Annotated in this window: 26 protein-coding genes; 19 read left to right on the forward strand and 7 right to left on the reverse strand. The window is 70.4% G+C overall.

Annotated elements, in window-relative coordinates:
- Positions 1 to 135 precede the first annotated feature (135 nt).
- From C9F11_RS47460 to C9F11_RS21480, 7 genes are all read left to right on the forward strand, one after another.
- Positions 136 to 879, forward strand: coding sequence for a hypothetical protein (locus C9F11_RS47460; RefSeq protein ID WP_171075807.1), 744 nt, complete (start codon positions 136 to 138; stop codon positions 877 to 879).
- 335 nt (positions 880 to 1,214) lie between these two features.
- Positions 1,215 to 1,493: a hypothetical protein gene (locus C9F11_RS21455; RefSeq protein WP_138960796.1), complete on the forward strand. Its 279-nt coding sequence runs from the start codon at positions 1,215 to 1,217 to the stop codon at positions 1,491 to 1,493.
- A 132-nt stretch (positions 1,494 to 1,625) separates the two neighbouring features.
- Positions 1,626 to 1,865 (forward strand): chaplin family protein, encoded by a 240-nt coding sequence (locus C9F11_RS21460; RefSeq protein ID WP_138966813.1) that lies wholly within the window; start codon positions 1,626 to 1,628, stop codon positions 1,863 to 1,865.
- A 306-nt stretch (positions 1,866 to 2,171) separates the two neighbouring features.
- Positions 2,172 to 2,675, forward strand: coding sequence for a DUF5949 family protein (locus C9F11_RS21465; protein WP_138960797.1), 504 nt, complete (start codon positions 2,172 to 2,174; stop codon positions 2,673 to 2,675).
- Positions 2,676 to 3,001: 326 nt separating this feature from the next.
- The gene (locus C9F11_RS21470; protein WP_138960798.1) at positions 3,002 to 3,508 is read left to right on the forward strand and encodes a hypothetical protein; all 507 of its coding nucleotides are present in this window, start codon (positions 3,002 to 3,004) and stop codon (positions 3,506 to 3,508) included.
- A gap of 131 nt (positions 3,509 to 3,639) precedes the next feature.
- Complete coding sequence (locus C9F11_RS21475; RefSeq protein WP_138960799.1) at positions 3,640 to 4,032, forward strand: tyrosinase family oxidase copper chaperone; 393 nt, start codon at positions 3,640 to 3,642, stop codon at positions 4,030 to 4,032.
- 46 nt (positions 4,033 to 4,078) lie between these two features.
- Entirely contained in the window at positions 4,079 to 4,948 is an 870-nt protein-coding gene (locus C9F11_RS21480) for a tyrosinase family protein (protein ID WP_171075808.1), read from the forward strand.
- Between the two features lie 148 nt (positions 4,949 to 5,096).
- Here the strand turns inward: C9F11_RS21480 and C9F11_RS21485 are convergent, their stop codons facing one another.
- Positions 5,097 to 5,369 carry a chaplin gene (locus C9F11_RS21485; protein ID WP_138960801.1) on the reverse strand — a complete coding sequence of 91 codons (273 nt, stop codon included), beginning with the start codon at positions 5,367 to 5,369 and terminating at the stop codon, positions 5,097 to 5,099.
- A gap of 223 nt (positions 5,370 to 5,592) precedes the next feature.
- On the opposite strand from C9F11_RS21485, the gene C9F11_RS21490 reads away from it, so the two are divergent.
- Positions 5,593 to 5,877 carry a hypothetical protein gene (locus C9F11_RS21490; protein WP_138960802.1) on the forward strand — a complete coding sequence of 95 codons (285 nt, stop codon included), beginning with the start codon at positions 5,593 to 5,595 and terminating at the stop codon, positions 5,875 to 5,877.
- Positions 5,878 to 5,896: 19 nt separating this feature from the next.
- Here C9F11_RS21490 and C9F11_RS21495 read toward each other — a convergent pair whose 3' ends face one another.
- Complete coding sequence (locus C9F11_RS21495) at positions 5,897 to 6,598, reverse strand: M23 family metallopeptidase (protein ID WP_249401824.1); 702 nt, start codon at positions 6,596 to 6,598, stop codon at positions 5,897 to 5,899.
- Positions 6,599 to 6,837: 239 nt separating this feature from the next.
- Here C9F11_RS21495 and C9F11_RS21500 point away from each other — a divergent pair, with 239 nt between their 5' ends.
- From C9F11_RS21500 to C9F11_RS21515, 4 genes are all read left to right on the forward strand, one after another.
- On the forward strand, positions 6,838 to 7,449 hold the full coding sequence (locus tag C9F11_RS21500) for a chemotaxis protein CheB (RefSeq protein WP_138960803.1): 612 nt from the start codon (positions 6,838 to 6,840) through the stop codon (positions 7,447 to 7,449).
- Complete coding sequence (locus tag C9F11_RS21505; RefSeq protein ID WP_138960804.1) at positions 7,449 to 9,335, forward strand: CheR family methyltransferase; 1,887 nt, start codon at positions 7,449 to 7,451, stop codon at positions 9,333 to 9,335. Before C9F11_RS21500 ends, C9F11_RS21505 begins: the two co-directional genes overlap by 1 nt.
- A 380-nt stretch (positions 9,336 to 9,715) precedes the next feature.
- Positions 9,716 to 10,357, forward strand: coding sequence for a GAF and ANTAR domain-containing protein (locus C9F11_RS21510; protein ID WP_249401825.1), 642 nt, complete (start codon positions 9,716 to 9,718; stop codon positions 10,355 to 10,357).
- Positions 10,354 to 11,070, forward strand: a complete 717-nt coding sequence (locus tag C9F11_RS21515; RefSeq protein WP_138960806.1) for a GAF and ANTAR domain-containing protein — start codon at positions 10,354 to 10,356, stop codon at positions 11,068 to 11,070. The genes C9F11_RS21510 and C9F11_RS21515 overlap by 4 nt, the downstream gene beginning before the upstream one ends.
- Before the next feature lie 81 nt (positions 11,071 to 11,151).
- Here C9F11_RS21515 and C9F11_RS21520 read toward each other — a convergent pair whose 3' ends face one another.
- Positions 11,152 to 11,865 carry a DUF5324 family protein gene (locus tag C9F11_RS21520; protein ID WP_138960807.1) on the reverse strand — a complete coding sequence of 238 codons (714 nt, stop codon included), beginning with the start codon at positions 11,863 to 11,865 and terminating at the stop codon, positions 11,152 to 11,154.
- 376 nt (positions 11,866 to 12,241) lie between these two features.
- Here C9F11_RS21520 and C9F11_RS21525 point away from each other — a divergent pair, with 376 nt between their 5' ends.
- Together C9F11_RS21525 and C9F11_RS21530 are read left to right on the forward strand one after the other, a co-directional pair.
- Positions 12,242 to 12,775, forward strand: a complete 534-nt coding sequence (locus tag C9F11_RS21525) for a peptidylprolyl isomerase (RefSeq protein WP_138960808.1) — start codon at positions 12,242 to 12,244, stop codon at positions 12,773 to 12,775.
- A gap of 162 nt (positions 12,776 to 12,937) precedes the next feature.
- A complete protein-coding gene (locus tag C9F11_RS21530; RefSeq protein ID WP_138960809.1) occupies positions 12,938 to 13,831 on the forward strand; it encodes a rhomboid family intramembrane serine protease in 894 nt (297 codons plus the stop codon).
- A 398-nt stretch (positions 13,832 to 14,229) separates the two neighbouring features.
- On the opposite strand, the gene crgA is transcribed toward C9F11_RS21530, so the two are convergent.
- Complete coding sequence (gene crgA / locus C9F11_RS21535; protein ID WP_138960810.1) at positions 14,230 to 14,487, reverse strand: cell division protein CrgA; 258 nt, start codon at positions 14,485 to 14,487, stop codon at positions 14,230 to 14,232.
- A 142-nt stretch (positions 14,488 to 14,629) separates the two neighbouring features.
- Between crgA and C9F11_RS21540 the strand changes: the two genes are divergently transcribed.
- The 5 genes from C9F11_RS21540 to C9F11_RS21565 all read left to right on the forward strand — a co-directional run bounded on the left by C9F11_RS21540 (position 14,630) and on the right by C9F11_RS21565 (position 18,842).
- Positions 14,630 to 15,421, forward strand: a complete 792-nt coding sequence (locus tag C9F11_RS21540) for a DUF881 domain-containing protein (RefSeq protein WP_138960811.1) — start codon at positions 14,630 to 14,632, stop codon at positions 15,419 to 15,421.
- A 29-nt stretch (positions 15,422 to 15,450) separates the two neighbouring features.
- The gene (locus C9F11_RS21545) at positions 15,451 to 16,134 is read left to right on the forward strand and encodes a class E sortase (RefSeq protein WP_138966817.1); all 684 of its coding nucleotides are present in this window, start codon (positions 15,451 to 15,453) and stop codon (positions 16,132 to 16,134) included.
- A 228-nt stretch (positions 16,135 to 16,362) separates the two neighbouring features.
- Positions 16,363 to 17,001 carry an aminodeoxychorismate/anthranilate synthase component II gene (locus C9F11_RS21555; protein WP_138960812.1) on the forward strand — a complete coding sequence of 213 codons (639 nt, stop codon included), beginning with the start codon at positions 16,363 to 16,365 and terminating at the stop codon, positions 16,999 to 17,001.
- Positions 16,998 to 18,071 carry a class E sortase gene (locus tag C9F11_RS21560; protein WP_249401826.1) on the forward strand — a complete coding sequence of 358 codons (1,074 nt, stop codon included), beginning with the start codon at positions 16,998 to 17,000 and terminating at the stop codon, positions 18,069 to 18,071. The genes C9F11_RS21555 and C9F11_RS21560 overlap by 4 nt, the downstream gene beginning before the upstream one ends.
- A 36-nt stretch (positions 18,072 to 18,107) precedes the next feature.
- Positions 18,108 to 18,842, forward strand: a complete 735-nt coding sequence (locus C9F11_RS21565) for a class E sortase (protein ID WP_138960813.1) — start codon at positions 18,108 to 18,110, stop codon at positions 18,840 to 18,842.
- A 96-nt stretch (positions 18,843 to 18,938) separates the two neighbouring features.
- Here the strand turns inward: C9F11_RS21565 and pknB are convergent, their stop codons facing one another.
- From pknB to C9F11_RS21585, 3 genes are all read right to left on the reverse strand, one after another.
- On the reverse strand, positions 18,939 to 20,981 hold the full coding sequence (gene pknB / locus C9F11_RS21570; RefSeq protein ID WP_138960814.1) for a Stk1 family PASTA domain-containing Ser/Thr kinase: 2,043 nt from the start codon (positions 20,979 to 20,981) through the stop codon (positions 18,939 to 18,941).
- A 170-nt stretch (positions 20,982 to 21,151) separates the two neighbouring features.
- A complete protein-coding gene (locus C9F11_RS21580) occupies positions 21,152 to 22,615 on the reverse strand; it encodes a penicillin-binding protein 2 (protein ID WP_138960815.1) in 1,464 nt (487 codons plus the stop codon).
- Entirely contained in the window at positions 22,612 to 24,039 is a 1,428-nt protein-coding gene (locus tag C9F11_RS21585) for an FtsW/RodA/SpoVE family cell cycle protein (RefSeq protein WP_138960816.1), read from the reverse strand. Before C9F11_RS21585 ends, C9F11_RS21580 begins: the two co-directional genes overlap by 4 nt.
- Positions 24,040 to 24,052 lie beyond the last annotated feature (13 nt).

The following is a 24,052-nucleotide window of genomic DNA, read 5'->3' on the forward strand; positions in this document are numbered from 1 at the left end:
TCCGCTTCCGACCTGCGTAAACGTCCAGTTGACCCGCAGGGGCATGTGACGCGGCGCGCCCGCTCGGTTGCGGAGGGCGAGCCTCCCTTTCACGGTGAGCACAAGATCCGACGGACCACCGAAAGGGAACGACCTATGCGTGCTCTACCCGCACGGCGTATCGCGACCACCACGCTCTGCGCGGCGCTTCTCCTCGGCACGGCCGGACCGGCCATAGCCATGCAGGCGGAGGCCCGCCAGGAAGCCACCGCCGTGAAGGCCCCCGTCCCCGGGGCGGACGCCCTGCTCGGCCAGGTGACGGCGCTGGGGGACCTGGGCTCTGTCCTCACCCCCGTCACCGACCTTCTCGAAGCCGCGCTCAAGGCCGACAACGGCCAGCTGCCCGTCGCCGACGCCACCAAGCTCGTCGACGCGGTCAAGGAAGCCATCGCCAAGATCACCGCAGGAGCGCCGGTCGCCCCGCCCGCCGCCCTGCCCGCCGTCCCCCAGGCCCCGGCCGCCCCCGCCGTGCCCCAGACGCCGGCCGCCCCCGCCGTCCCGCCGGCCCCCGCCGTGCCGCAGCTCCCCGCCGCGCTGCCGAAGCTGCCGCTGGGCGGCCCGCAGGCCGCGCAGGTTCCCCTCGACGTCAAGGACGACGCCCTGAAGGCGCTCCAGACCGCGGTGGACACCCTGCTCAAGGCCGTCACGAGCGGCGACCCGACCCAGGTCGTCCCGGCCGTCACCAGCGTCGTCACCGGCCTGGTCAACGTGGTCGTCGCCACGGTGCTCAGCGGCGGTCTGCCGATCCCGAACCTGCCGGGCCTGCCCGCTCTCCCCAAGCTGCCGACGGACGCCCTGCCGCTGCCCAAGCTGCCCGTACCGCTCCCGTTGGAGGAGTAGCCGGGGAAGCGAGCGGACCGGGAAAGCACGCGTCCCTTCCGGGGCGTGCATGACGAGACCCGCCCCACCGGCACGTTCCGGTGCGGCGGGTCTCGTCATGCACGCCCCGTCATGAGTTCGTCAACTTCGTGTGTGCGTAGTCCAGTTGATATGAGAAGAATGCGGGTTCCCTTCCATCGAGTGGGTTCCGGGAAGTTTGAGTTTCAGGGGTTTCCGTGCCGAGTTCCGCTCGTTAGGACCGGTGAGAGAGACGACAGGCAGAAGTAATTGCCTGAGCAGTGAAGCCCATTGGTGACCCGGCCAACGGTGACAAGAGTTACCAAGAAAGGAACACGATGAAGCCCCTGAAGGCTGCCGCTGTCCTCGCTGGATCGATGGCGATCGCCGGTGCCGCCGCGCCCGCTTTCGCCAACGACCTGACGCCCACCAGCCTGAACGGCGGCCTGGACACGCTGCTCAGCCAGTCGACCCTGGACGCGGCGCCGCTGAACACGAACATGCTGGACACCGAGAACAAGAACTCGGTCGTCAACACCGTCAAGCAGGCCACGGACGGGCTGAACGCGAGCGGCGGCCCGACGCAGCTGCTCGGCGGCCTGCCGCTCGCCAACTAGTCGCCCGAATTCCCGGTTCCCTTCGGGTGGGCTGAGCCGAACGGGAAACCGAAATTGCTTGGGCGTGTTATTCCAGGAATCCCCTGAATTCCGCCCCTAGGCTTCAGCCAAACCCTAAGGGAAGGTTTGATGATGAACACTGCCAAGAAGGCCGCTCTCGCCCTCGCCGCCGCCGGTATGGCCGCGGGCGCCGCGTCGGGGACCGCTTTCGCCGACGCCGACGCCGCCGCTGACGCCGCGCACTCCCCGGGTGTCGGCTCGGGCAACATCGGCCAGATCCCGGTGAACGTCCCGGTCAACGTCGTGGGCAACACCGCGAACCTGATCGGCGCCCTGAACCCGGCGTTCGGCAACAGCGGCGCGAACAACTGACGTTCGCCCACAGCACGTCGCGTCCCGGCTCGACGCCATGGGGCAGCGCCCGGCGCTTTCGGTGATCTCGGTGCTTCCGGCGTCTCCGGTGCACTCCGGGCGAACGCGGTACTCAAAGGCCGGTCAGCGGAACCCTTTCCGCGGGCCGGCCTTTCGCGTGCCCGCTCGCCTGCAGAGCACATTCGGGAGCCCTGCCCCAGCGCACTCGTTCGACCGACTCCCCCTTCGTGTGATGCGGAACGGCCGTTCGGCCACTTAGGTGACAAGCGCGAAATCCCCGCCGTGCGCGTCGCTACGGTTTCGCCCATGACCACGAAACCGAGCGACCAGCGTCCTTTCCGTGTGGCCGACATGGGCACCCTGGGTGTCATCGCCTGGAGCGGTGAACACCCCGAGGAGGAAAAGGACATGGCCTTTCTCATGGCCTATCCCCTGGGGGACGCCGAGGGCGGTCCGGACGCCTCGGCGGAGGCGGTCGGCGCGCTCCTGCACAACTCCGGTCTGCCGGTCGGCGGCCCGCTCCTCGACGGCGCGCGCAACCCCAGCCTGCCGGTGACCCTGCTGGTCGAGGCGGGGCAGGCGGTCGTCAGCATGCCGCACGTCAACGCCCAGTGCGTGGTCCCGCCCGAGTGGCTCGCCGCCGTACAGGAGCGCGGGCACGCGTACTTCATCATGACCACGCGCGCGTGGCCGGAGGGTACGCCCGGCGCACCCGTGTCGGAGGACAACCTCAGGTCCTTCGCGGGTGACGAGGAGACCCTGACCAACGCCACGCACTGTCTGCTGCCGGTGCAGCGGCTGCGCGGCTGAAGGAGCGCCACGGCCCCGTCCCGGAAGGATCCGGAGGGGTGGGCGGGGCTGTGGGATCCACGCTCCGAAGCCGAAGCCGAAGCCGAAGCCGAAGCCGAAGCCGAAGCCGAAGCCGAAGCCGGATACGAAGCCGAAGCCGTACGGGCCTTTCCCGGTGAATTCGACCGGCCCCGCACACCGCGGAACTCCGGCAAGGAGATCAGTCCAGGGGATCATCCGTTAAAGCGAGTATTCGGTTGCTCGGGCGAAGTTTGTGCTGGTGCGCGGGGCGGGCTCGTTGAGCCTGTGCGAACCGAGTGGTCGCCGTGAGCGAAAGGATCCGAGCCATGAAGCACACCACGAGGGGGGCCATCGCCACGGCCCTCGCCTGCACCGCGGCAGCCTGTGCGGCCTCGACCGCGGCCGCGGCGGACCACCCCGGCGTGACCGTGCCGCTGGACGGGGTCAAGCACTCCCTGGGCCTGCACACCCCCGAGGTCACCAGCACCCTCCCGGTGCCGCTGCCCGGCGGCGACTTCGAAGGCCCCCGTTACGTGGAGGGCAAGCTGCTGCCCGAGCGTGCCGTCCCGCAGATCCCGGTCGGCAACGCGCTGCCCGACGTACAGATCACGGCCCCGCTGACGGACGTGATGGGCGAGGACAGCCTGAAGAGCGTGGACCTGTCGGCGCGCGGCTCCGACGTGTACGCCCTCACGCCGGGCGCCACCCTGGAGGCGCCGCTGGGCACGCCGGGCGCCGACGGCACGGCCCTGCCGCCGCTCTCCCTGCCCGGCGGCGGTCTGCACCAGCCCCTGCTCAGCGCACAGCCCGCCGCGGACCTGGGCCTCAACTGACGCCCGCAGGACCGGTGGCCGGGGCGGCCCCACGCCGGTGCGACCGGGCCCGCGACGGTCAGGCCCGTAACGGACCGTGGGGGTCGGGCGGTTAGAGGTCCAGCAGCACATGGCCGCGGAAGAGGGAGCACATGAGCGCAGCGCCCGGTACGCCACTGACCCACCGCCTCGGGCGGCGCCACCTGCTGGGCGTCGCGGCCGCGGCCACGCTCGCCGCCGTGGGGGTGATGCGGGCGAGCGGGGCGCGGGCCACCCCGCCGGGCGCCGCGGACGAGGGCTCGTTCGACGAGATGTACCGGGGGCGGCGCATCCAGGGCGACCCGGTCCTGGGCGAGCGGGGCGCGGGCCGGGACCGGTGGCGCGTCACGGTCGACGGCCGGCGGCTCGGCCTCATGCGCCGCGCCGACGGCACCTACCTGACCATGGTCGACCACTACGGGTCGTACGCGACCCCGCTCGCGGCCGCCCGCGGGGCCGTGGACGAGCTCGGGGTGACGGCGCGGCTGAGCGGTCACACCCACTGACGGGCCCCGACCGCACGGGGCGCTCGGGATGGCGAAGGGGGCGCGCGTGGCCTACACACGCAAGAACCAGAACCGGCTGACCGGGGCCGAGCGGCGCAGATTCGTGGACGCCGTACTGAGCCTGAAGCGCCGGGGCGAGTACGACGAGTTCGTGCGCACGCACATCGACTTCTACGTGGCGGACGGCGAGGAGCGGCTCCGGGTCGCCCATATGACGCCCACGTTCCTGCCCTGGCACCGGCGCTTCCTGCTCGACTTCGAGGAGGCCCTGCAGCGCGTCGACGACACGGTCACGGTCCCGTACTGGGACTGGACGCGGGACCGCTCCCCGGCCGCTTCCCTGTGGGGCGAGGACTTCCTGGGCGGCAACGGGCGCGAGGGCGACCGGCAGGTGCTCACCGGCCCGTTCGCCCGGCGCAACGGTCACTGGCGGATCAAGGAGAGCGTCACCGACGGCGACTTCCTCACCCGTGCGTTCGGCAACCCCTCGAACCCCATCGACCTGCCCACGCCCGCCGACGTGGAGTGGGCCATGAAGGACACCCGGTACGACGTCCCGCCCTGGGACTCACGGGCGGACGGCGGCTTCCGCAACAAGCTGGAGGGCTGGACGTCCGGCGTCGGCACCGCGCGGTGGCGCAACCACAACCGTGTGCACCGCTGGGTCGGCGGACACATGCTGGGCGGCGGCTCCGTGAACGACCCGGTGTTCTGGCTGAACCACGCGTTCGTGGACCTGCTGTGGAGCCGCTGGGAACGGGAGCACCGCAGGGGCGCGCGGTTCCTGCCGGAGCACCCGCCGGGCCTCGGCGAGCCGGGGCACGGCCGCGTCGTCGCCCGCAACGAGCCGATGCCGCCGTGGCGCACCACCCCGGGCGACCTGCTCGACCACGAGCGGATCTATCGCTACGTGTGAACCAGTACGTGTGAACCGGTACGGGAGAACCAGTACGGGATAACCGGTACGGGGGAATCGGTACCGGAAATCGGTACGGGGAACCGTACGCGGGAAACGGGAAGCCCCCGGCGAGATGCTCGCCGGGGGCTTCTCCTTGGTGGCGTGCTCAGTGGCCGTAGCCGCCCTCGCCGCCGGTGCCGCCGTTGTTGACGCAGGTGTTGCCGAACGCCGGGTTCAGCAGACCGGCCGCGTCGATGGTGTTGCCGCAGACGTTGACCGGGACGTGGACCGGAATCTGGATCAGGTTGCCCGAGAGGACACCGGGGGAACCCTTGGCTTCGCCGTGCGCGCCGGCGTCGGCCGAGGCGAGTCCGGCGCCACCCAGCACGACGGCACCCGCGCCGAGCGTAAGGGCGGCTGCCTTCGCGATGCGAGACATCACGTTCTCCTTCGAATTGGAAAGCACGGCCGCGTGGGTGTGGCCGCGATTGTTCTAACGCGCCGCTCTGATGTGAAGTAACGGCGCGAATTCGTCGATGATCTTCGGGAGATCGAACAGGTGCGGCGATTCGAGCAGTACTTCTGTAGGCCATTAGTGCCAGCGGTGGGCGGAATGCGGCGCGTGCCCGTGTCCCGCGGGCGGCTCCGCCGTTGCTGAGGGCATGACTTCAGCGCGACGAATTCTGGCCGCCGTGTCCCTCGCCGCCGGTGCGGCGGCGCTCGTGGCACCCGCCGCCCACGCGTCCACCGGCGCCCAGCAGCCCAAGGAGATCTCGCCGATGGCCACCATCGACGAGCTGGGCCGCATGCCGCTGCCCGAGGCGCAGCACGACGCCGTGCCGACGGTGTCCAGCCAGCTCGGCGGCCTCCACCGGCTGAACGAGCTGCACCAGATCACCGACCTGGTGCAGCCGGTGACCCAGCTCGTCCCCGCCGTACAGACCTGAGCACGCGCCGGGCCGCGCGCTAGGTGAGCCGGACCCCGCGCCGGGCCAGATAGCCGACCGGGCTGATGTCCGAGCCGTAGCCGCGCCGGGACCGGATCTCCAGGTGGAGGTGGGGGCCCGTGGCGCGGCCCGTGCTGCCGCTGCTGCCGATGCGGGTGCCGGTGCGGATGCGCGCCCCCTGCCGCACGGAGATGCGGTTCAGATGCGCGTACAGCGCGTAGTGGCCGTCCGGCATCCGGACCGTGACGGCCTTGCCGTACGCCCCCGACCAGCGGGCGAGCACGACCACGCCCGAGCCGACGGCGTACACCGGGGTGCCCCGGGGCACGGCCAGGTCGATGCCGGTGTGGTGGCCCGCGAGCCAGTTGCCGCGGATGCCGTAGCGGGCGCTCACGCGGAAGCGGCGGCGCAGCGGGCGTGCGAAGCGGCGTGGCGGGCCCGTGAGCGCGCGGACCTCGGGGACCGCGGCGTCGGCCGCCGCCAGGTCGTCCTCGAAGTGCGGGTCGTAGCCGACCACGCAGTCCTCGTGCGGGTCCGCGGCGCCGTCGAAGCCCATGACGTCGTCCGGATCCCCGAGGCCGTCGGAGCCCTCGGGACCGTCGATGTCAGCGATGTCGGTGGGGTCGGCGATGTCGTCGATGCCGGTGGGGTCGGTGGTAGTGGCGTCAGGATCGGTGGGGTCGTCGCGGTCCACGACGTCGTCCGGCGGGGTGCCCGCCATGCCGAGCGCTCCTGAGGCGAGCAGGACCACACCGATCCCCAGTGCGTCACGTCGTGTTCTGCCCGCTGCTTGCGGGCCGTCTATGTGGGAGCCCATGTCCGACAGGACAACGGGGGCGGCGTGGTGGCGCACGCCCGGTTGCGCCACCTGGCGTAACGCGCGCGGGCGCGGCACCGCCCCGGCCGGACGCCGTTCCCGCCTTCCTGCCAAGGCCCTGGTGGTTCGCTAGGCTCCTCCCTGTGACGGCTCATCAGCCCCCGGCGGCCTCCGGCGAGGATGCTTACGCGGTGGCGGCCATCGCGTCGTCGGCCGGAGGGATCCACGCCCTGGGCGTGCTGCTCGGCGAGCTCGGCGAGGACCTGCCGGTGCCCCTCCTGGTCGTCCAGCACCTGGACCGGCGCCACCGCACGGTCATCGCCGACGTGCTCGGCCGCCGTACCGAGCTGAACGTGAAGCTCGCGGAGCAGGACGAACGGACGGAGCCCGGCACCGTCTACATCGCTCCGCCCGACCGGCATCTGCTGGTGGCTGCCGACGGCGTCCTGACGCTGTCGAGCAGCGCGCTCGTCCATTTCGTGCGCCCCTCCGCGGACCTGTTGTTCGAGTCGGTGGCGGGCGCGTACGGGCCGCGGGCCATCGCCGCCGTGCTGACCGGGACGGGTGTCGACGGCGCCATGGGCGTGGACGCGGTGAAGTCCCGCGGCGGTACGGTGATCGTGCAGGACCCGCAGTCGGCGGAGTTCAAGAGCATGCCCCAGACGGCCCTGGGTACAGGAGCAGTGGACTTCGTGCTACCCCTTGAGGAGATCGCCGCGGTGATCCGCGGACTTGTCGAGACCAAGAGGCACTGATGGGCGAAACACACGACTCCGAGACCGACGAGGAGCTGGAGGACCTCCTCGGGTTTCTGAGGGACGCCCGTGGCTTCGACTTCACCGGATACAAGCGCTCCTCTCTTGGCCGGCGCATCCGCAAGCGGATGACGGACGCCGGAGTCTCCTCGTACGCGGACTACCGCGACCGCCTTGAGGCCAGCGCGGACGAGTTCGGCGCGCTCTTCAACACCATCCTGATCAACGTCACCTCGATGTTCCGCGACCCGGACGCCTGGACGTATCTGCAGCGCGAGGTCCTGCCCGAGCTGCTCGCCGCGGCCGGGGCCGACGACGAGATCAGGGTGTGGAGCGCGGGCTGCTCCAGCGGTGAGGAGGCGTACTCACTGGCGATCATGTTCGCCGAGGCGCTCGGCATCGAGGAGAGCCTGAACCGCGTCAAGATCTACGCGACGGACGTCGACGAGGAGGCCCTGCGCGAGGCCCGCACCGCGCTGTACACCGCCAAGAGCCTGGAGGCCCTGCCGGTGGACCTGCGCGACAAGTACTTCGAGCAGAACGGCGCGCAGTACAGCTTCCGGCCCGATCTGCGGCGCCGGGTGATCTTCGGGCGGCACGACGTGACCCGGGACGCCCCCATCTCCCGGCTCGACCTGCTGGTGTGCCGCAACACCCTGATGTACTTCAACGTCGAGGCGCAGACGCAGATCATCGACCGCTTCCACTTCGCGCTGCGCGACGGCGGCTTCCTCTTCCTCGGCAAGGCCGAGATGCTCCTGAACGACGCCGACCGCTTCCAGGTCGTCAACATGCGCCAGCGCCTCTTCCGGCGCCGCCCCGGGGGCTCCGGGCCGCCCTACCACCCCGCCCCGCTGAAGGTCCGGGCGGGCGTCGCGTTCGAACCGCGCTCGGCGGCGCGCAACCGCCAGATGCGCGACCTCATCCTGGACGCCCTGCCGGTGCCCGCGGTCGCCGTCGACACCGAAGGCTCGGTGACACTGATCAACAGCCAGGCGCGCGTGCAGTTCGGCCTCACCACCAACGACTGCGGCCGGCCCTTCCAGGACCTGGAGATCTCCTACCGGCCCGTCGAGCTGCGCTCGCTGATCGAGCAGTCCACGCACGAGCGCAGAACGCTGCGCGTCAACAGCGTGGAGCGCCGCGTCGGCGACGACCTCCAGTACGTCGACATCCTGATCCAGCCGCTCACCGGATCCAACGGACTACCGGCGGGCACCGTCATCAGCTTCTCCGACGTCACGGTCCCCACCCAGCTCAAGTCCGAGGTCAAGCGCGTCCGGGAAGAGCTGGAGACGGCGTACGAGGAACTCCAGTCCACGAACGAGGAGCTGGAGACGACGAACGAGGAACTCCAGTCCAGCATCGAGGAGCTGGAGACCACGAACGAGGAACTCCAGTCCACGAACGAGGAATTGGAGACGACGAACGAGGAACTCCAGTCCGGCAATGAGGAACTGGAGACCATGAACGAGGAGATGCGGATCCGCACCGAGGAGCTGGACGAGGTCCGTGCCTTCCTCGAAGGCGTGATGAGCAGCATCGCGGCCGGCGTGGTGGTCCTGGACGCGGACACCAAGGTCAAGAGCTGGAACCGGGGCGCGGCCGAGCTGTGGGGGCTGCGCCGGGACGAGGTCATGGACGAGCTGTTCTTCGGACTCGACTTCGGGCTGCCCACCGAGGAGCTGCGGCCCGCGGTCCAGAAGTGCCTCGACAGCCGCAAGCGCACCGGCCCGGTCTCGGTGTCCGCGGTGAACCGCATCGGCCGCCGCATCACGTGCTACGTGGTCTGCTCGCCCTTCGAGGGCCACCACGGAGGCGTCGTCCTGCTGATGGAGGAAGGCAACGCCACGGCGGAGGAGAGCGTCGGCACCTCCACGAAATGACGTGTTCCGCTTCGTACGGTCACGGTACGGGAACCGTCCGCACCCGAGCGTTCGAGTGCGTCTCTTCTCGTGCTGGCGTGCGAGGCCCGTCCCTCTTGTGATGACGAAAGGCCCGGAACAGCCGCCACCGCTCACAAGGGCGGGCGTAGGCTTGAGGCATGACCTCGGGCGAGGGCTCTGTGGGCCAGGCCCTGGCGGCTTGGCGTCGAGCCGCGTCCGCGCGGACACGGGCTGCCCGTGCGGAGGAGGCTGCGGCTCGACACGAGATCCTCGCGGCGACGACAGGCCGCGAGATGCATCTGGACATCGCCGCCGCGCTGCATTCCACTGCGGGATGTCACCGTTCGTCGGCCCAGTTGCAGGAAGCGTTCGCGCGCCGCATGACGGGGTGGGAGCAAGGTGACGGCCCCCGGCCCCGGTTCATGAGCGGGGTCGCCGAAGCCTGCGGCACGAGCAGCGCGGCGCTGACCCTCGTGGACGGCCGGCAGCGGCAGCTCGCCGTCGCCGCGTCGGACGCACCGGCGCGGGCGGCGCAGGACCTGGAGTTCATGCTCAGCGAAGGCCCCACCAGGGACGCCACCCGGTGCCGGAACCTGGTCTTCGCCTCGCACGAGGCCATCGAGACGCGCTGGCCCTGTTACGGCCCGGCCCTGACCGCGCTGGGCATCCACGAGGTCGCCGCGGTCCCCCTGGACTCCAGCGACCGGTGCCTCGGGGCGCTCGCGGTGTTCGACCCGCGCCCCGGCCTCGTCGGCACCCGGATGTTCACGGAGATCGTGGAAGCGCTGGCCCGCACCGTCCTCCTCGACCCCGACGCCGACCCCGAGCTGTACGGCGGCACCGACCATCGGGACGTGGTGCAGCAAGCGGCGGGCATGCTCTCCGTGTACGTGGGATGTCGTGTCGAGGACGCCCTCGCGCTGATCAAGGCGCGGGCGTACAGCGGCGCGGAGAGCCTGGAGGTGCTCGCGGGAAAGATCGTGGCCGGTGACTTGAAGATCACTCCGGGAGAGTCGCCATGACGATGTCACAGCAGCGCCTCGCCGAGGCCTTCGTGGAGCTGGCGGGCGGTGCGCCGGGTGAACCGGTCGATCCGCCCGCGCTCCTTGCCGCGCTCGCCGAGCGCAGCAGCGAACTCCTCAGCGCCCGCGCCTGCGCGGTCCTCGGCGTGCCGTCCGAGACGGGCGAGGAGCAGGTGTACGCGTCCGGGCCCGAGGCGCGGGACCTCGTCCTCGGCCACCACAATCAGGGCGAGGGACCAGCGGCGTACTGCCGGGAGACCGGCCGCGCCGTGCCCCTGACGGACCTGGAGAACCCGGTCGTCCGGCTGCGGTGGCCCCACTACGCACCGCGTGCGCTGGCCCTCGGCTGTACGCATGTCGCGGCTCATCCGCTGCGGGGCCGTGAGCGGACCGTCGGCGCGCTGGTGCTCTTCGGCTCCGCCGAGGAGCCGGTCACCGACGAAGGGCTTGCCATCAGCCAGTCCCTCGCGGACATCGTGGCCGCCGCGCTCCAGCGGGAGGACGAGCTGCGCCGGTCCCACACCCTCGCCGGGCAGCTCCAGCACGCCCTGACCAGCCGTCTCGTCATCGAGCAGGCCAAGGGCGTGCTCGCCGCGAGCCGGGCGCTGACCATGGACGAGGCGTTCGCGCTGCTGCGCGGCTACGCCCGCTCGCACCAGCGGAAGCTATCGGGGGTGGCGCTGGACGTGGTGGAGGGGAGGCTGGATCCCTGACGGGGTCCGGCCCGCGGGTCCGGTGCCGTACGGGACGCCCGCCCGAGGGCGAGGTCCGGCACCCCGCCCCCGGCCCTCGCGTCAGTCCCGCTCGTCCCGGCCCTCCGCCTCGGCCTCCGCCTGCTTCGCCTGCACCTCGGGGTCCAGGGACGCCTGGCCGCTGCCGTCCACCGAGGTGAGCGGGGTGCGATCGGGGACCTCGGTGGCCGCGGGGGGCTCGACCAGCCAGTCCGGGTTGGCCTGCTTGTCCCACCACTTCCACACGGCGACCGCGGCGGCACCGAGCACGCCGAGCACCGCGAGCCGCTTGACCGTGCGGCCGGTGCGGGACCGGCGCTCCTGCCTGCGGGCGATCTCCTTGATCTCCTGCGGCGACACCTGACCGCGCAGCGCGGCGAGGGCCGCCGCACCCCGGGCCGCCGCCTCCTCGCGGACCGGTCCGGAGACGGCCACGGCGTGCTCGATGCGGGGCTTCGAGAAGTCGGCGGCCTGGCGGGCGGCCTTGCGGGTGCGGACGGCGGCCTCGTGCGCGGCGTGGTCGAGCTTCGGCGGCACATGCCCCCGTGCCTGCGTCACGCGCGGCGCGACGTGCGCCCCGTACTGGGCGCGGGCCTGGTCGGCGGCGGTGTGCGCCGCGTGCGACACCTTCGGGGCGAGGCGCGAGCGGGCCTCCTGTGCCAGGTGGGTGGCCCGGTCCTTGGCTTCTTCGGCGTAGGGCGCCACCGCGTCCGCGGCGTGCCGCGCGCTTTCCTTCGCCGAGTCGGCCGCGGCGCGCACGCTGTCTTTGCGGGTCACGGGATCCTCCTCCTTGGTGGCGTATAGGTATGTCACCTTTCCACCCTTTCCGGGATCATGCCTGCCGGGATGGAACCGGTCCACGCGCGGATGGGCATCCGGGGCGTCCCCGCGAGCGCGGGGCGCGCGTCGGTCCGCCCCGGCCGCCGGTGCGACACGGTGTTCGGCACGGCGTCCGGCAGGGCTCGTACCGCGGCTCCCGGTGCACCCGGAGCCGCGCGATCCGTGACGGGCGAAGCCGCTCCATCCGGTGCGGGCAGGGCCCGCCGACGACAATGCCACGGATCGTCCCCAGGTGTGCCTGCTCGGCGGCTACTCGTCCCAAACCGGTCCGTGCGAGGATCGGAGAGTCACAGAGGACAACGGAAGGCAGATCGTGGCTGAGCAGCTTTATGCCACCCTCAAGACCAACCAGGGCGACATCGAGATTCGGCTGCTGCCGAACCACGCGCCCACGACGGTCAAGAACTTTGTTGAGCTCGCCCAGGGCGAGCGCGAGTGGACGCACCCCGCGACCGGCAAGAAGTCCACGGACAAGCTGTACGACGGCACGGTCTTCCACCGGGTGATCAGCGGCTTCATGATCCAGGGCGGCGACCCGCTGGGCAACGGCACGGGTGGTCCGGGCTACGAGTTCAAGGACGAGTTCCACCCGGACCTCGCCTTCACCAAGCCCTACCTGCTGGCCATGGCGAACGCGGGCCCGGGCACCAACGGCTCGCAGTTCTTCATCACGGTCTCCCCGACCGCGTGGCTGACGGGCAAGCACACCATCTTCGGCGAGGTCACCAACGACGCCGGCAAGAAGGTCGTGGACGCCATCGCCGGTACGCAGACCAACCCGCGCACGGACCGCCCGGTGAACGACGTCGTCATCGAGTCCGTCGTCGTCGAGACGCGCGAGGGCTGAGCGCCTCCACGCTCGATCCCGTCCGTCGGGAGCTCCCGCCCGTCCGGGAGGACCCGCCCGCCGGGGAACAAAACCGCCCCGCCCATCCGTAGAGGAGGGCGGGGCGGTGCGTTGACCAGCATGCCGGCGCCGCCCGCGTACGGCAGACCAGAGGGGACCGCGATGGACCAGGCGCCAGGCAGCCCGGAGGGGCCGCAGGACGCGCAGAGCCTGCCGAGCTGCTACCGGCATCCCGGCCGGGAGACGGGGATCACCTGCACCCGCTGCGAGCGTCCGATCTGCCCGGAGTGCATGATCAGCGCCTCCGTCGGCTTCCAGTGCCCCGAGTGCGTCAAGGGCGGCTCCGGCACCGGGCACGCTCCGGCGGCCGCTCAGCCGCGCACGCTGGCGGGCGGCACGCTCACGCAGGACCCGCGCCTGCTCACGAAGATCATCCTTGCGCTCAACGTGCTGGTGTTCGTCGCGGTCCGCGCCCGTGAGGACCTCGTCGGGGACCTGTTCCTGATCGGCCGGTGGCCGCCCGAGCCGTTCCCCGCCACCGAGGGCGTGGCGGACGGTCAGGCGTACCGCCTGGTCACGGCCATGTTCACGCACCAGGAGATCTGGCACATCGCGTTCAACATGCTGGGGCTCTGGTGGCTCGGCGGCCCCCTGGAGGCGGCGCTCGGCCGGGCGCGGTTCCTCGCCCTGTATCTGCTGTCGGGGCTCGGCGGCAGCGCCCTGACGTATCTGGTCTCGGACCCCAGTGACGCCTCGCTCGGCGCCTCCGGAGCGATCTTCGGCCTGCTCGGCGCGACGGCGGTCCTGATGCGCCGGCTGAACTACGACATGCGTCCGGTCATCGCCCTGCTCGCGCTGAACCTGCTCTTCACCTTCACCTGGAGCGGCATCGCCTGGCAGGCGCACGTCGGCGGTCTCGTCGCCGGTGTCGCCATCGCGTACGGCATGGTGCACGCGCCGCGCGAGCGCCGGGCCCTGGTGCAGTGGGGCACCTGCGCCCTGGTGTTCCTGGTGATCGCGGCCACCGTGATCGTGCGGACCGTGCAGCTCACCTGAGGCTCCGGTCCAGCCGAGGCTGCCGTGGCCCCGCCCGTTCCCGGGCGGGGCCACGGCCCTTCAGCGGCGCTGTGGGCCGGGGTACAGGACCGCCCCCGTGCCCGGTGCGGGTACGGGGATGTCCCCACCGTCTCACCCCAGGTTGTCCACAGTCTGTGCCCGATCTTGTGCACGAAGTGGGGAACGTCTGTTCCGTGCGTCGCCGATCCGGGTTTTCCCAGGCGGGGCAAGGGATGGGCGGACCGGGCCAGGGCGGTCGGCCAGTCACACCGGCGTCAACGTCCGGAGAGTTATCCACAGATCTTCAGACCTTTCCCCAGGTCTGTGGATGGCACCGCTCGCGCTGTGGATAACTCAGGCCAGGGCTTGCGTTCCGCCCCCGCCGTTACCCCGGATCGTTACTTCCACTGAGTGGAGACGCCGAAGCCCGCGGCGATGAAGCCGAAGCCGACCACGATGTTCCAGTTCCCCAGCGGGTCGATCGGGAGCTCGCCGTCCGTGACGTAGAAGACGACGATCCAGGCGAGGCCGATCAGGAACATCGCCAGCATCACCGGAGCGACCCAGCTGCGGCTGGTCAGCTTGATGTTCGTCGCCTTCTTCGACGACGGGGGCGTGTAGTCGTCTGCCTTCTTGCGGATACGTGACTTCGGCACGAGGGTCTCTCCTGTCGATGCGCTGCGTGGCCGCGCAGGTAACTGGGTCCGGCGCCGGGAGCGGACACTACGGTGCGCTAAGTCTTCCCCCGGGCGTCCGTTAGCGTAGTGCTTCCGCGGCGGTGAAGGAGATAAGGGTACGTTGAGCAATTCCGCCGACTTCCCCACGGGCCCGGGCCGGCCGTCCCCGGGCACGGGCCGACGCCGCCGCTGGCGGCCGGTCCGCGTGCTCACCGCAGGCGTCTTCGCGCTCGCCGGGCTGCTCTTCATGACCAGCTTCAACACGGCCAAGGGCACCAACATCCGTACCGACGACTCCCTCCTGAAGCTCTCCGACCTCATCCAGGAGCGCAGCCGCAAGAACAAGGACCTGGACGCGTCCACCGGCTCGCTCCGCGACGAGGTCGAGTCCCTCGCCCGCCGCGACAGCCCCGGCACCAAGGCCGACGCCGCCCGGCTCAGCGCCCTGGAGCGGAACGCGGGCACCAAGAAGCTGAGCGGCCCGGCCGTCTCGGTCACCCTCACCGACGCCCCGCCGCACGCCACCGCCAAGCTCCCCGGCTACCCCGAGCCGCAGCCCAACGACCTGGTCATCCACCAGCAGGACCTCCAGGCCGTGGTCAACGCCCTGTGGCAGGGCGGCGCCGAAGGCATCAAGGTCATGGACCAGCGGCTGATCTCCACCAGCGCCGTGCGCTGCGTCGGCAACACCCTGATCCTCCAGGGCCGCGTCTACTCACCCCCGTACACGGTGACCGCGATCGGCGACCCCGACCGCCTCAAGAAGGCCCTCGCCGCCTCGCCGGAGATCCAGAACTACATGCTGTACGTCAACGCCTACGGGCTCGGCTGGAAAGTCGACGACGACGGGGCGGTGACTCTTCCCGGCTACTCGGGCACAGTGAACCTCCATCACGCGAAGCCTGTGGAGTAGCGCTCGCTCGGGAGGTCCCTGCGGTGTCGGTGCGCGTGCTCGTCCGGACGTTCAGCGAAGTGTGCGTCACCGTCGGCACCCTGATCGTGCTCTTCGTGGTCTACGTGCTGTTCTGGACCGGAGTGAAGGCCGACCGGGCCATGGACGACCAGGTCGACCGTCTCCAGGACCGGTGGTCCCAGGGGCGGGTCGCCACCGGCGCCGGAGCCCTGGACGCCTCGCCCCCGAAGCCCGCCGCCTACGAGAACGGCGAGGCCTTCGCCGTCATGTACATCCCCCGCTTCGGTTTCACGTGGAACAAGCCCGTGCTCCAGGGCACCGCCACCGACACCCTCAAGAAGGGCCTCGGCCACTACGCGCGCACCGCCCGGCTCGGCCAGCGGGGCAACTTCGCCGTGGCCGGACACCGGCGCACCTACGGCGACCCGTTCAAGGACTTCCCCGCGCTGCGCCCCGGCGACGCGGTGGTCCTGACCGACGGCACGACCTGGTTCACGTACCGCATCGACAAGAAGCCGTACAAGACGCTGCCCAGTGACATCGGGGTCGTCGACCCGGTGCCGCGGGGCTCCGGCTACCGCGCGCCCGGCCGCTATCTCACCCTGACCACCTGCGAGCCCGAGTGGGGCCACAGCCACCGTCTGATCGCCTGGGCCCATCTGGACGCCACCCAGCCCGTGGAGGCCGGGAAACCCGAGGCACTGCGCCGTTAGTCTGGTGCGGTACGGCGGCGACGGCCGGTGCGATGGGGCCGGGTGGCCGTGTGGCGACGAAAGGGACGGCATGTACGGCTGGATCTGGCGACATCTGCCGGGGAACGCATGGGTGAGAGCACTGATCTCCCTGATGCTGGTCCTCGCCGTGGTCTATGTGCTGTTCCAGTACGTGTTCCCCTGGGCCGAGCCCCTGCTTCCCTTCAACGACGTGACGGTGGACAACTGATGGGCGCGCGGATCCTCGTCGTCGACAACTACGACAGCTTCGTCTTCAACCTCGTGCAGTACCTGTACCAGCTGGGCGCCGAGTGCGAGGTGCTGCGCAACGACGAGGTCGAGCTGCGGCACGCGCAGGACGGCTTCGACGGAGTCCTCCTGTCGCCGGGCCCCGGCACCCCCGAGCAGGCGGGCGTCTGCGTGGACATGGTGCGCCACTGCGCCGCCACCGGGGTCCCCGTCTTCGGCGTCTGTCTGGGCATGCAGTCGATGGCTGTGGCGTACGGCGGTGTCGTCGACCGGGCGCCGGAGCTCCTGCACGGCAAGACCTCCCCGGTCACGCACGAGGGCAAGGGCGTCTTCGCGGGCCTGCCCTCGCCCTTCATCGCGACCCGGTACCACTCGCTGGCGGCCGAGCCCGCCACGGTGCCCGCGGAGCTGGAGGTCACCGCCCGCACGGCGGACGGCATCATCATGGGCCTGCGCCACCGCGAACTACCCGTCGAGGGCGTGCAGTTCCACCCCGAGTCCGTCCTCACCGAACACGGGCACCTGATGCTCGCCAACTGGCTCGCCGAGTGCGGAGACGCCGGGGCCGTCGCACGATCGAGCGGGCTCGCCCCGGTGGTGGGCAGGGCCACGGCGTGACCGCGGAGGCGCACGGGGGCGCCGACGCGACGGGGGCGGGGGAGCACCCGTCACCGTGGTTCCGCAGTGCGTCTCCGCCGGACGCGCCCGACCCCGATCAGCCCGCGCCTGGTCAGCCCGGGCTCGATCAACCTGCGCCTGGTCAGCTCGTCCCCGAGGCCCCGGAGCCGTACGTTCCGCCGCCGGACGACGCGACCATCGGCCTGCGGACCGCGGACACCCGTCGAATAGCGGGCGGGCCGGTGGTGCCGGGCGGCCGGGCCGCGCGGCGGAAGGCGGCCAAGCACAAGGGCCGCCGGGGCGCGAAGGCGCGGGCACGGGCGGCTCCCGCCGCCGAGGGCGTGCCGGACCGCCCGCTGACCAGGGTCGAAGCCCGGCGCGCCGAGCGGGCCCGCAGACCGGGCCCGGCCACCGTGGCGAGCCGCGTCATCGGCGAGCTCTTCATCACCGCGGGCGTCCTGATGCTCCTGTTCGTCACGTACCAGCTGTGGTGGACGAACATAAGGGCCCATCAGCAGGCGAACGCCGCCGCCCGCGACCTCCAGGAGGACTGGGCGAAGGGCAAGGGCAAGCCCGGCGCCTTCGAGCCCGGGCAGGGCTTCGCGCTGCTGCACATCCCCGAGCTCGACGTCGTCGTGCCGGTCGCCGAGGGCATCGACAAGCACAAGGTCCTCGACCGGGGCATGGTCGGCCACTACAGCGAGGGCGGCACCAAGACCCCGATGCCGGACGCGGATCCCGGCAACTTCTCCGTCGCCGGACACCGCAACACCCACGGCGAGCCGTTCCGGTACATCAACCGGCTCAAACCCGGCGACCCGATCGTGGTCGAGACGCAGGACACGTACTACGTCTACAAGATGGCGAGCATCCTCCCGCAGACCAGCCCCGGCAACACGGCGGTCCTCGGCCCCGTCCCACCGGGCTCCGGCTTCACGAAACCCGGCCGCTACATCACACTGACCACCTGTACCCCCGAGTTCACGAGTAAGTACCGAATGATCGTGTGGGGCAAGATGGTCGAAGACCGGCCACGGGCCAAGGGGAAACCGGCCGCGCTGGTCGACTAAGGGCGCCGGAAAGCCGAGACAGACAGGGCGGATGCAGTGGCAGCCACCACCGAAGAGGACGAGCGGACCGACGAGTCCAAGCCCGCGGACGGGCCGCCGCCGCGCGGCCGCGGCCCCATCGCGACGGCCGTCAGCGTCTTCGGCGAACTCCTCATCACCGCGGGCCTGATCCTGGGCCTGTTCGTCGTCTACTCGCTGTGGTGGACGAACGTCATAGCGGACCGCGAGGCGAGGAAGCAGGGCGACCGCGTCCGCGACCACTGGGCCGGCGGCCCCGGCGCCCTGAACACCAAGGACGGCATCGGCTTCCTCCACGTACCGGCGATGGGCGGCGGCGAGATCCTCGTGAAGAAGGGCACCGCCACCCACACCCTCAACAACGGCGTCGCGGGCTACTACACGGACCCGGTCAAGTCGGCCCTGCCGCAGGACGCGAAGGGCAACTTCTCGCTGGCCGCCCACCGCGACGGCCACGGCGCGAAGTTCCACAAGATCGACAAGATCGGCGAGGGCGACCCGATCGTCTTCGAGACCCGCGACAAGTGGTACGTGTACAAGGTCTACAAGACCCTCCCCGAGACCTCGAAGTTCAACGTCCGCGTCCTCGACCCGGTCCCGAAGGAGTCGGGCGCGAAGAAGCCCGGCCGCTACATCACGCTCACGACCTGCACACCCGTGTACACGTCGGCGTACCGCTACGTGGTGTGGGGCGAACTGGAGCGCGTCGAGAAGGTCGACAACAAGCGGACACCGCCGCCCGAGCTCCGCTGACGCGCAGGCCGGCCGAGCTCCACCGACGCGGCCCGCGCACGAGAGAGCCCCGGCACCACAGTGGTGCCGGGGCTCTTCCCGTAGGGGGCTCGGGACTCAGTCCCGCTCGTGACGGCCGAAGCCGGTGGCGCCCTCGATGAAGCCGCCGCCTCCGTCGTCACCGCCGCCGTTGTCGCCGCCGCCCTGCTGGCCGCCGCCGCCCCCGATGGTCGTCAGGTTGATGGCGGTGCCGGACTTGACCTTCGTACCCGCGGCCGGGTCGGCGAGGACCACCAGGGCGTCGTCGTCCTGCGGGCCCTGGATGTTGCCGACCGTCAGGTCCGCGTCCTCGATGGCGTCACGGGCGTCGGACAGCTTCTGGCCGGTGACGGTGGGGACCTGGACGTCCTCCTCCTCGGCCTTCTTCTTGGCGACCTGGACGGTGACCGTGGAGTTGGGGTCGACCTTCGTGCCCGCGGTGGGCGTGGTCTGGATGACCTTGCCCTCCTCGACGCTGTCGCTCTCCACGTCCGTACGGGTCGCGCTGAGCCCGCTGTCCTCGATCTGCTTCTTCGCGGCCTCCCACGTCTGACCGGACACGTCCGGGACGGTGGGCTTCTGCTGCTCCTTGGCGATGTACAGCGTGATCGTGCTGCCCTTTTGCACCTCGGTGCCGGTGACCGGGTCCTGCTCCAGGACCTTGCCCTCGGTCTCCGTGGAGATCCGCTGCTTGGTCTCGACCTTGAGCTGGTAGTCGTCGCCCTCGAGCTTCTCGGTGGCCTCGTCCTCGTCCAGGCCGAGGACGCTCGGGACCGCCACCTTCGGGGCTCCCGTGGACACGACCACGTTGATCGTGTCGCCCTTCTCGACCTTGGTGCCCTCGGTCGGGTCCTGCTTGCAGATCTCGCCCTTGGGGTACTTCTCGCAGGGCTTGCGCTCGGAGACCTCGATCTTCAGGTCGACGTTCGCCGCGGACTCCTTGGCTTCCTTCAGCGTCTCGCCGACGAAATTCGGTGCCTTCTTGTCGTCGGCCGCGCCTCCGCCGCCGCTGAACGCCCACTTGCCGATCAGGATCGCGCCGACCAGGACGAGGATGCCCGCGACGACCAGGAGGATCGTCGACGTGTTGCTCTTCTTCTGGCGGCCCCGGCGGCCGTTCTCGTCGTAGCCGTAGGTGCCGTCGTCCGGGTTGACCGGGGGCATCATCGACGTCTGGCCCTGGCCCGGCCCGCCGTTCTGCGGGTGCAGCATGGCCGTGGCCTGGTCGTCCGGGTGGCCGCCGTAGCCGACGGCTCCCATCGCCGCGGTGGCGGCGACGGGCTGGCCGTCGAGGCAGGCCTCGATGTCGGCGCGCATCTCGTCCGCCGACTGGTAGCGGTAGTCCGGGTCCTTGGTGAGCGCCTTGAGGACGATCGCGTCCATCTCGGGCGTGATCTCGTTGTCGAAGACGCTCGGGGCCTGCGGCTCTTCCCGCACGTGCTGGTAGGCCACCGCGACCGGCGAGTCGCCCACGAACGGCGGGCGCACGGTCAGCAGCTCGTACAGCAGACAGCCAGTGGAGTAGAGGTCGGAGCGCGCGTCGACCTGCTCGCCCTTGGCCTGCTCGGGCGAGAGGTACTGCGCGGTGCCGATGACCGCCGCGGTCTGCGTCATCGTCATGCCGGACTCGCCCATGGCGCGGGCGATGCCGAAGTCCATGACCTTGACCTGGCCGTTGCGCGTCAGCATGACGTTCGCGGGCTTGATGTCGCGGTGGACGATCTGGTTGCGGTGCGAGTACTCCAGGGCCTGGAGGATGCCGATCGTCATCTCCATGGCGCGCTCGGGAAGGAGCTTGCGCCCGGAGTGCAGGAGCTCGCGCAGCGTGGAGCCGTCGACGTACTCCATGACGATGTACGGGATGGAGACCCCGTCGACGTAGTCCTCGCCGGTGTCGTAGACCGCGACGATCGCCGGATGGTTGAGCGAGGCGGCCGACTGGGCCTCACGGCGGAACCGGGCCTGGAACGACGGGTCGCGGGCGAGGTCCACCCGCAGCGTCTTCACCGCCACGGTGCGGCCGAGGCGGGTGTCGTGCGCGAGGTAGACCTCGGCCATTCCGCCGCGGCCGAGCACCTGGCCCAGCTCGTACCGGCCGCCGAGGCGACGCGGCTCTTCCATAGCTATTCCAGCCCTCTCCGTCGGTCCCGACCGCACCGTGTTGCGCGGTCCGGCGGTGTGCTGTCCGGGCATACCGTACCCGGATCGCCTAACGTGACCCGGCCGCAACCGTCACCCGATACAGGACCGGTATCGCAACGTGCACCGATGTGGAGTGGCCGTGACACGGGTCACTTCTTGCTGTCGAGGACCGCCTTCATCACGTCCCTCGCGATCGGAGCCGCGAGACCGCCACCGGAGATGTCGTCACGGCTCGCCGCGCTGTCCTCGACGACCACGGCGACCGCGACCGGAGAACCCGACTCGGTCTTCGCGTAGCTGATGAACCACGCGTACGGGTTCTTGCTGTTGTTCAGGCCGTGCTGGGCCGTACCCGTCTTGCCGCCGACGGTGACGCCGGGGATCTTGGCCTTGGTGCCGGTGCCCTCGTTCACGACCGTCTGCATCATGTCCTGGAGCTTCTGCGCGTTCTCCTTGGACAGCGGGCTGCTCATCTCCTTCGGCGAGTGCTTCTCGACCACGTCGAGGTTCGGCGCCTGGAGCTCGCGGACCATGTACGGCTCCATGAGGGTCCCGTCGTTGGCGATCGCGGACGTCACCATCGCCATCTGCAGCGGCGTCGCCGCCGTCTCGAACTGGCCGATGGACGACAGCGCGGTCTGCGGCTTGTCCATCTCCTTGGGGAAGTTCGAGGCGTTGGAACGGACCGGGACGAACTGCTCCTCGTTGAAGCCGAACTTCTCGGCCGTCTCCAGCATCTTGTCCTTGCCGAGATCGGAGCCGATCTTGCCGAAGACGGTGTTGCAGGACACCCGCAGCGCCTCGCGCAGCGTGGCGTTCTTGCAGGGGATCGGGCCCTCGTTCTTCAGCTCGGTGCGGGTGTCGGGCATCACCCAGGGCAGCGGGGAGCGCGTCTTGGAGTCGATGTCCGTGTAGAGGTCGTGCTCCAGGGCCGCCGCGGCGGTGACCACCTTGAAGGTGGAACCGGGCGGGTAGGTCTCGCGCAGCGCCCGGTTCAGCATGGGCTTGTCGCGGTCCTTGTCCAGCTTCCCGAACGTCTCGGCTTCCTTGTTGGTGTTGCCCGCGAACCGGGAGGGGTCGTACGACGGGGTGGAGGCCAGCGCCAGGATCGCGCCCGTCTCCGGGTCTATCGCGGCGACGGCGCCCTTGCCGCGGGTCTTCAGGCCGTCGTACGCGGCCTTCTGCGCGGCGGCGTTCAGCGTCGTGACGACGTTGCCGCCCTCCTTCTTCTTGCCGGTCAGCATGTCGAGGCTGCGGCGGAAGAAGAGCCGGTCGTCGTTGCCGGTGAGGATGCGGTCCTCGATGGACTCGATCTGGGTGGCCCCTATGCGCTGCGAGGCGAAGCCGGTGACGGGCGACCACATGGGCCCGTTCTTGTACGTCCGCTTGTACTTGAAGTCGTCGCCGTCGACCTTCTTGGAGCCCGTGATCGGGTTGCCGTCCACGATGATGTCGCCGCGCGGCTGCGCGTACCGCTCGATCGGCACGCGGCGGTTCATGGCGTGCTCGGCGAGCTTGTCGGCCTGGACGTACTGCAGCCAGTTGTCCCGGGCGAGCAGCGCGAGGACGAGCAGTCCGCAGAAGATCGCGATGCGGCGCAGGGGCTTGTTCACGGCCGTACCACCTGGGTCATCTCGGCGTCGGGGTTCGGGGCGGGCGACGGCGCCGGGCGGCGCGCGGTGTCGCTGATGCGCAGCAGGACCCCGATCAGCGCCCAGTTGGCGATCACGGACGAACCGCCGTACGCGATGAACGGCATCGTCATACCGGTCAGCGGGATCAGGCCCATGACGCCGCCCGCGACGACGAACACCTGGATGGCGAACGCGCCGGACAGGCCGATCGCGAGCAGCTTGCCGAACGGGTCGCGGGCCGCGAGCGCCGTGCGCACGCCCCGCTCCACGATCAGGCCGTAGATCATCAGGATCGCCATGACACCGGCGAGACCCAGCTCCTCACCGTACGTGGCGAGGATGAAGTCGGAGTTGGCGGCGAAGCCGATCAGGTCGGAGTGGCCCTGGCCGAGGCCGCTGCCGAGGGTGCCGCCGGAGCCGAACGCCATCATTGACTGGGCGATCTGGTCGGTACCGGTCGCCTGGATGACATCGGCGTTGAACGGGTCGAGCCAGGCGTCCACACGCACCTTCACGTGCGGCTCGAAGGAGGCCACGGTGACCGCGCCCACGGCCGACATCAGCAGACCGAACACGATCCAGCTGGTGCGCTCCGTGGCGACGTACAGCATCACGACGAACATGCCGAAGAACAGCAGCGACGTACCGAGGTCGGTCTCGAAGACCAGGATCAGGATGGACATCGCCCACACGGCGAGGATCGGACCGAGGTCACGGCCGCGCGGCAGGTACAGACCCATGAAGCGGCGGCTGGCCAGCGCGAGCGCGTCCCGCTTGACCATCAGATAGCCCGCGAAGAACACCGCGATGACGATCTTCGCGAACTCCGCGGGCTGGATCGAGAACGCGCCGACCTGGATCCAGATCTTGGCGCCGTAGATGTTCTTGCCGAGGCCCGGGACCAGCGGCAGCAGCAGCAGCCCGATCGCGGCGACCATCGAGATGTACGTGTACCGCTGCAGGACGCGGTGGTCCTTCAGGAACAGCATGACGATCACGAACAGCGCGATGCCGACCGCCGAGTACAGCAACTGCTTCGGCGCGGACGGGCTGAACGCCCCGAACGACGCCTTGGCCAGCTGCTGGAGTCTCTCCGACTGGTCCAGGCGCCAGATCACCACCAGGCCCAGGCCGTTGAGCAGCGTGCCGAGCGGCAGAAGGAGCGGGTCGGCGTACGGCGCGAACTTGCGCACCACCAGGTGCGCTACGCCCGCGAGCAGGCCGAGTCCGAGGCCGTAGCCGAGCATGCCCGGGGGGAGCTCGCCGGAGATAGCGAGGCCCACGTTCATATAGGCGAACAGCGGAATGACGACGGCGAACACCAGGAGCGCGAGCTCGGTGTTGCGCCGGCTCGGCGCACCGATGGCGCCGATCGTCGACGTGTGTGTAGTGCTACTGCTCATGGCGTGCAAGGGC

Source organism: Streptomyces sp. YIM 121038, from assembly GCF_006088715.1.
Taxonomy (GTDB): domain Bacteria; phylum Actinomycetota; class Actinomycetes; order Streptomycetales; family Streptomycetaceae; genus Streptomyces.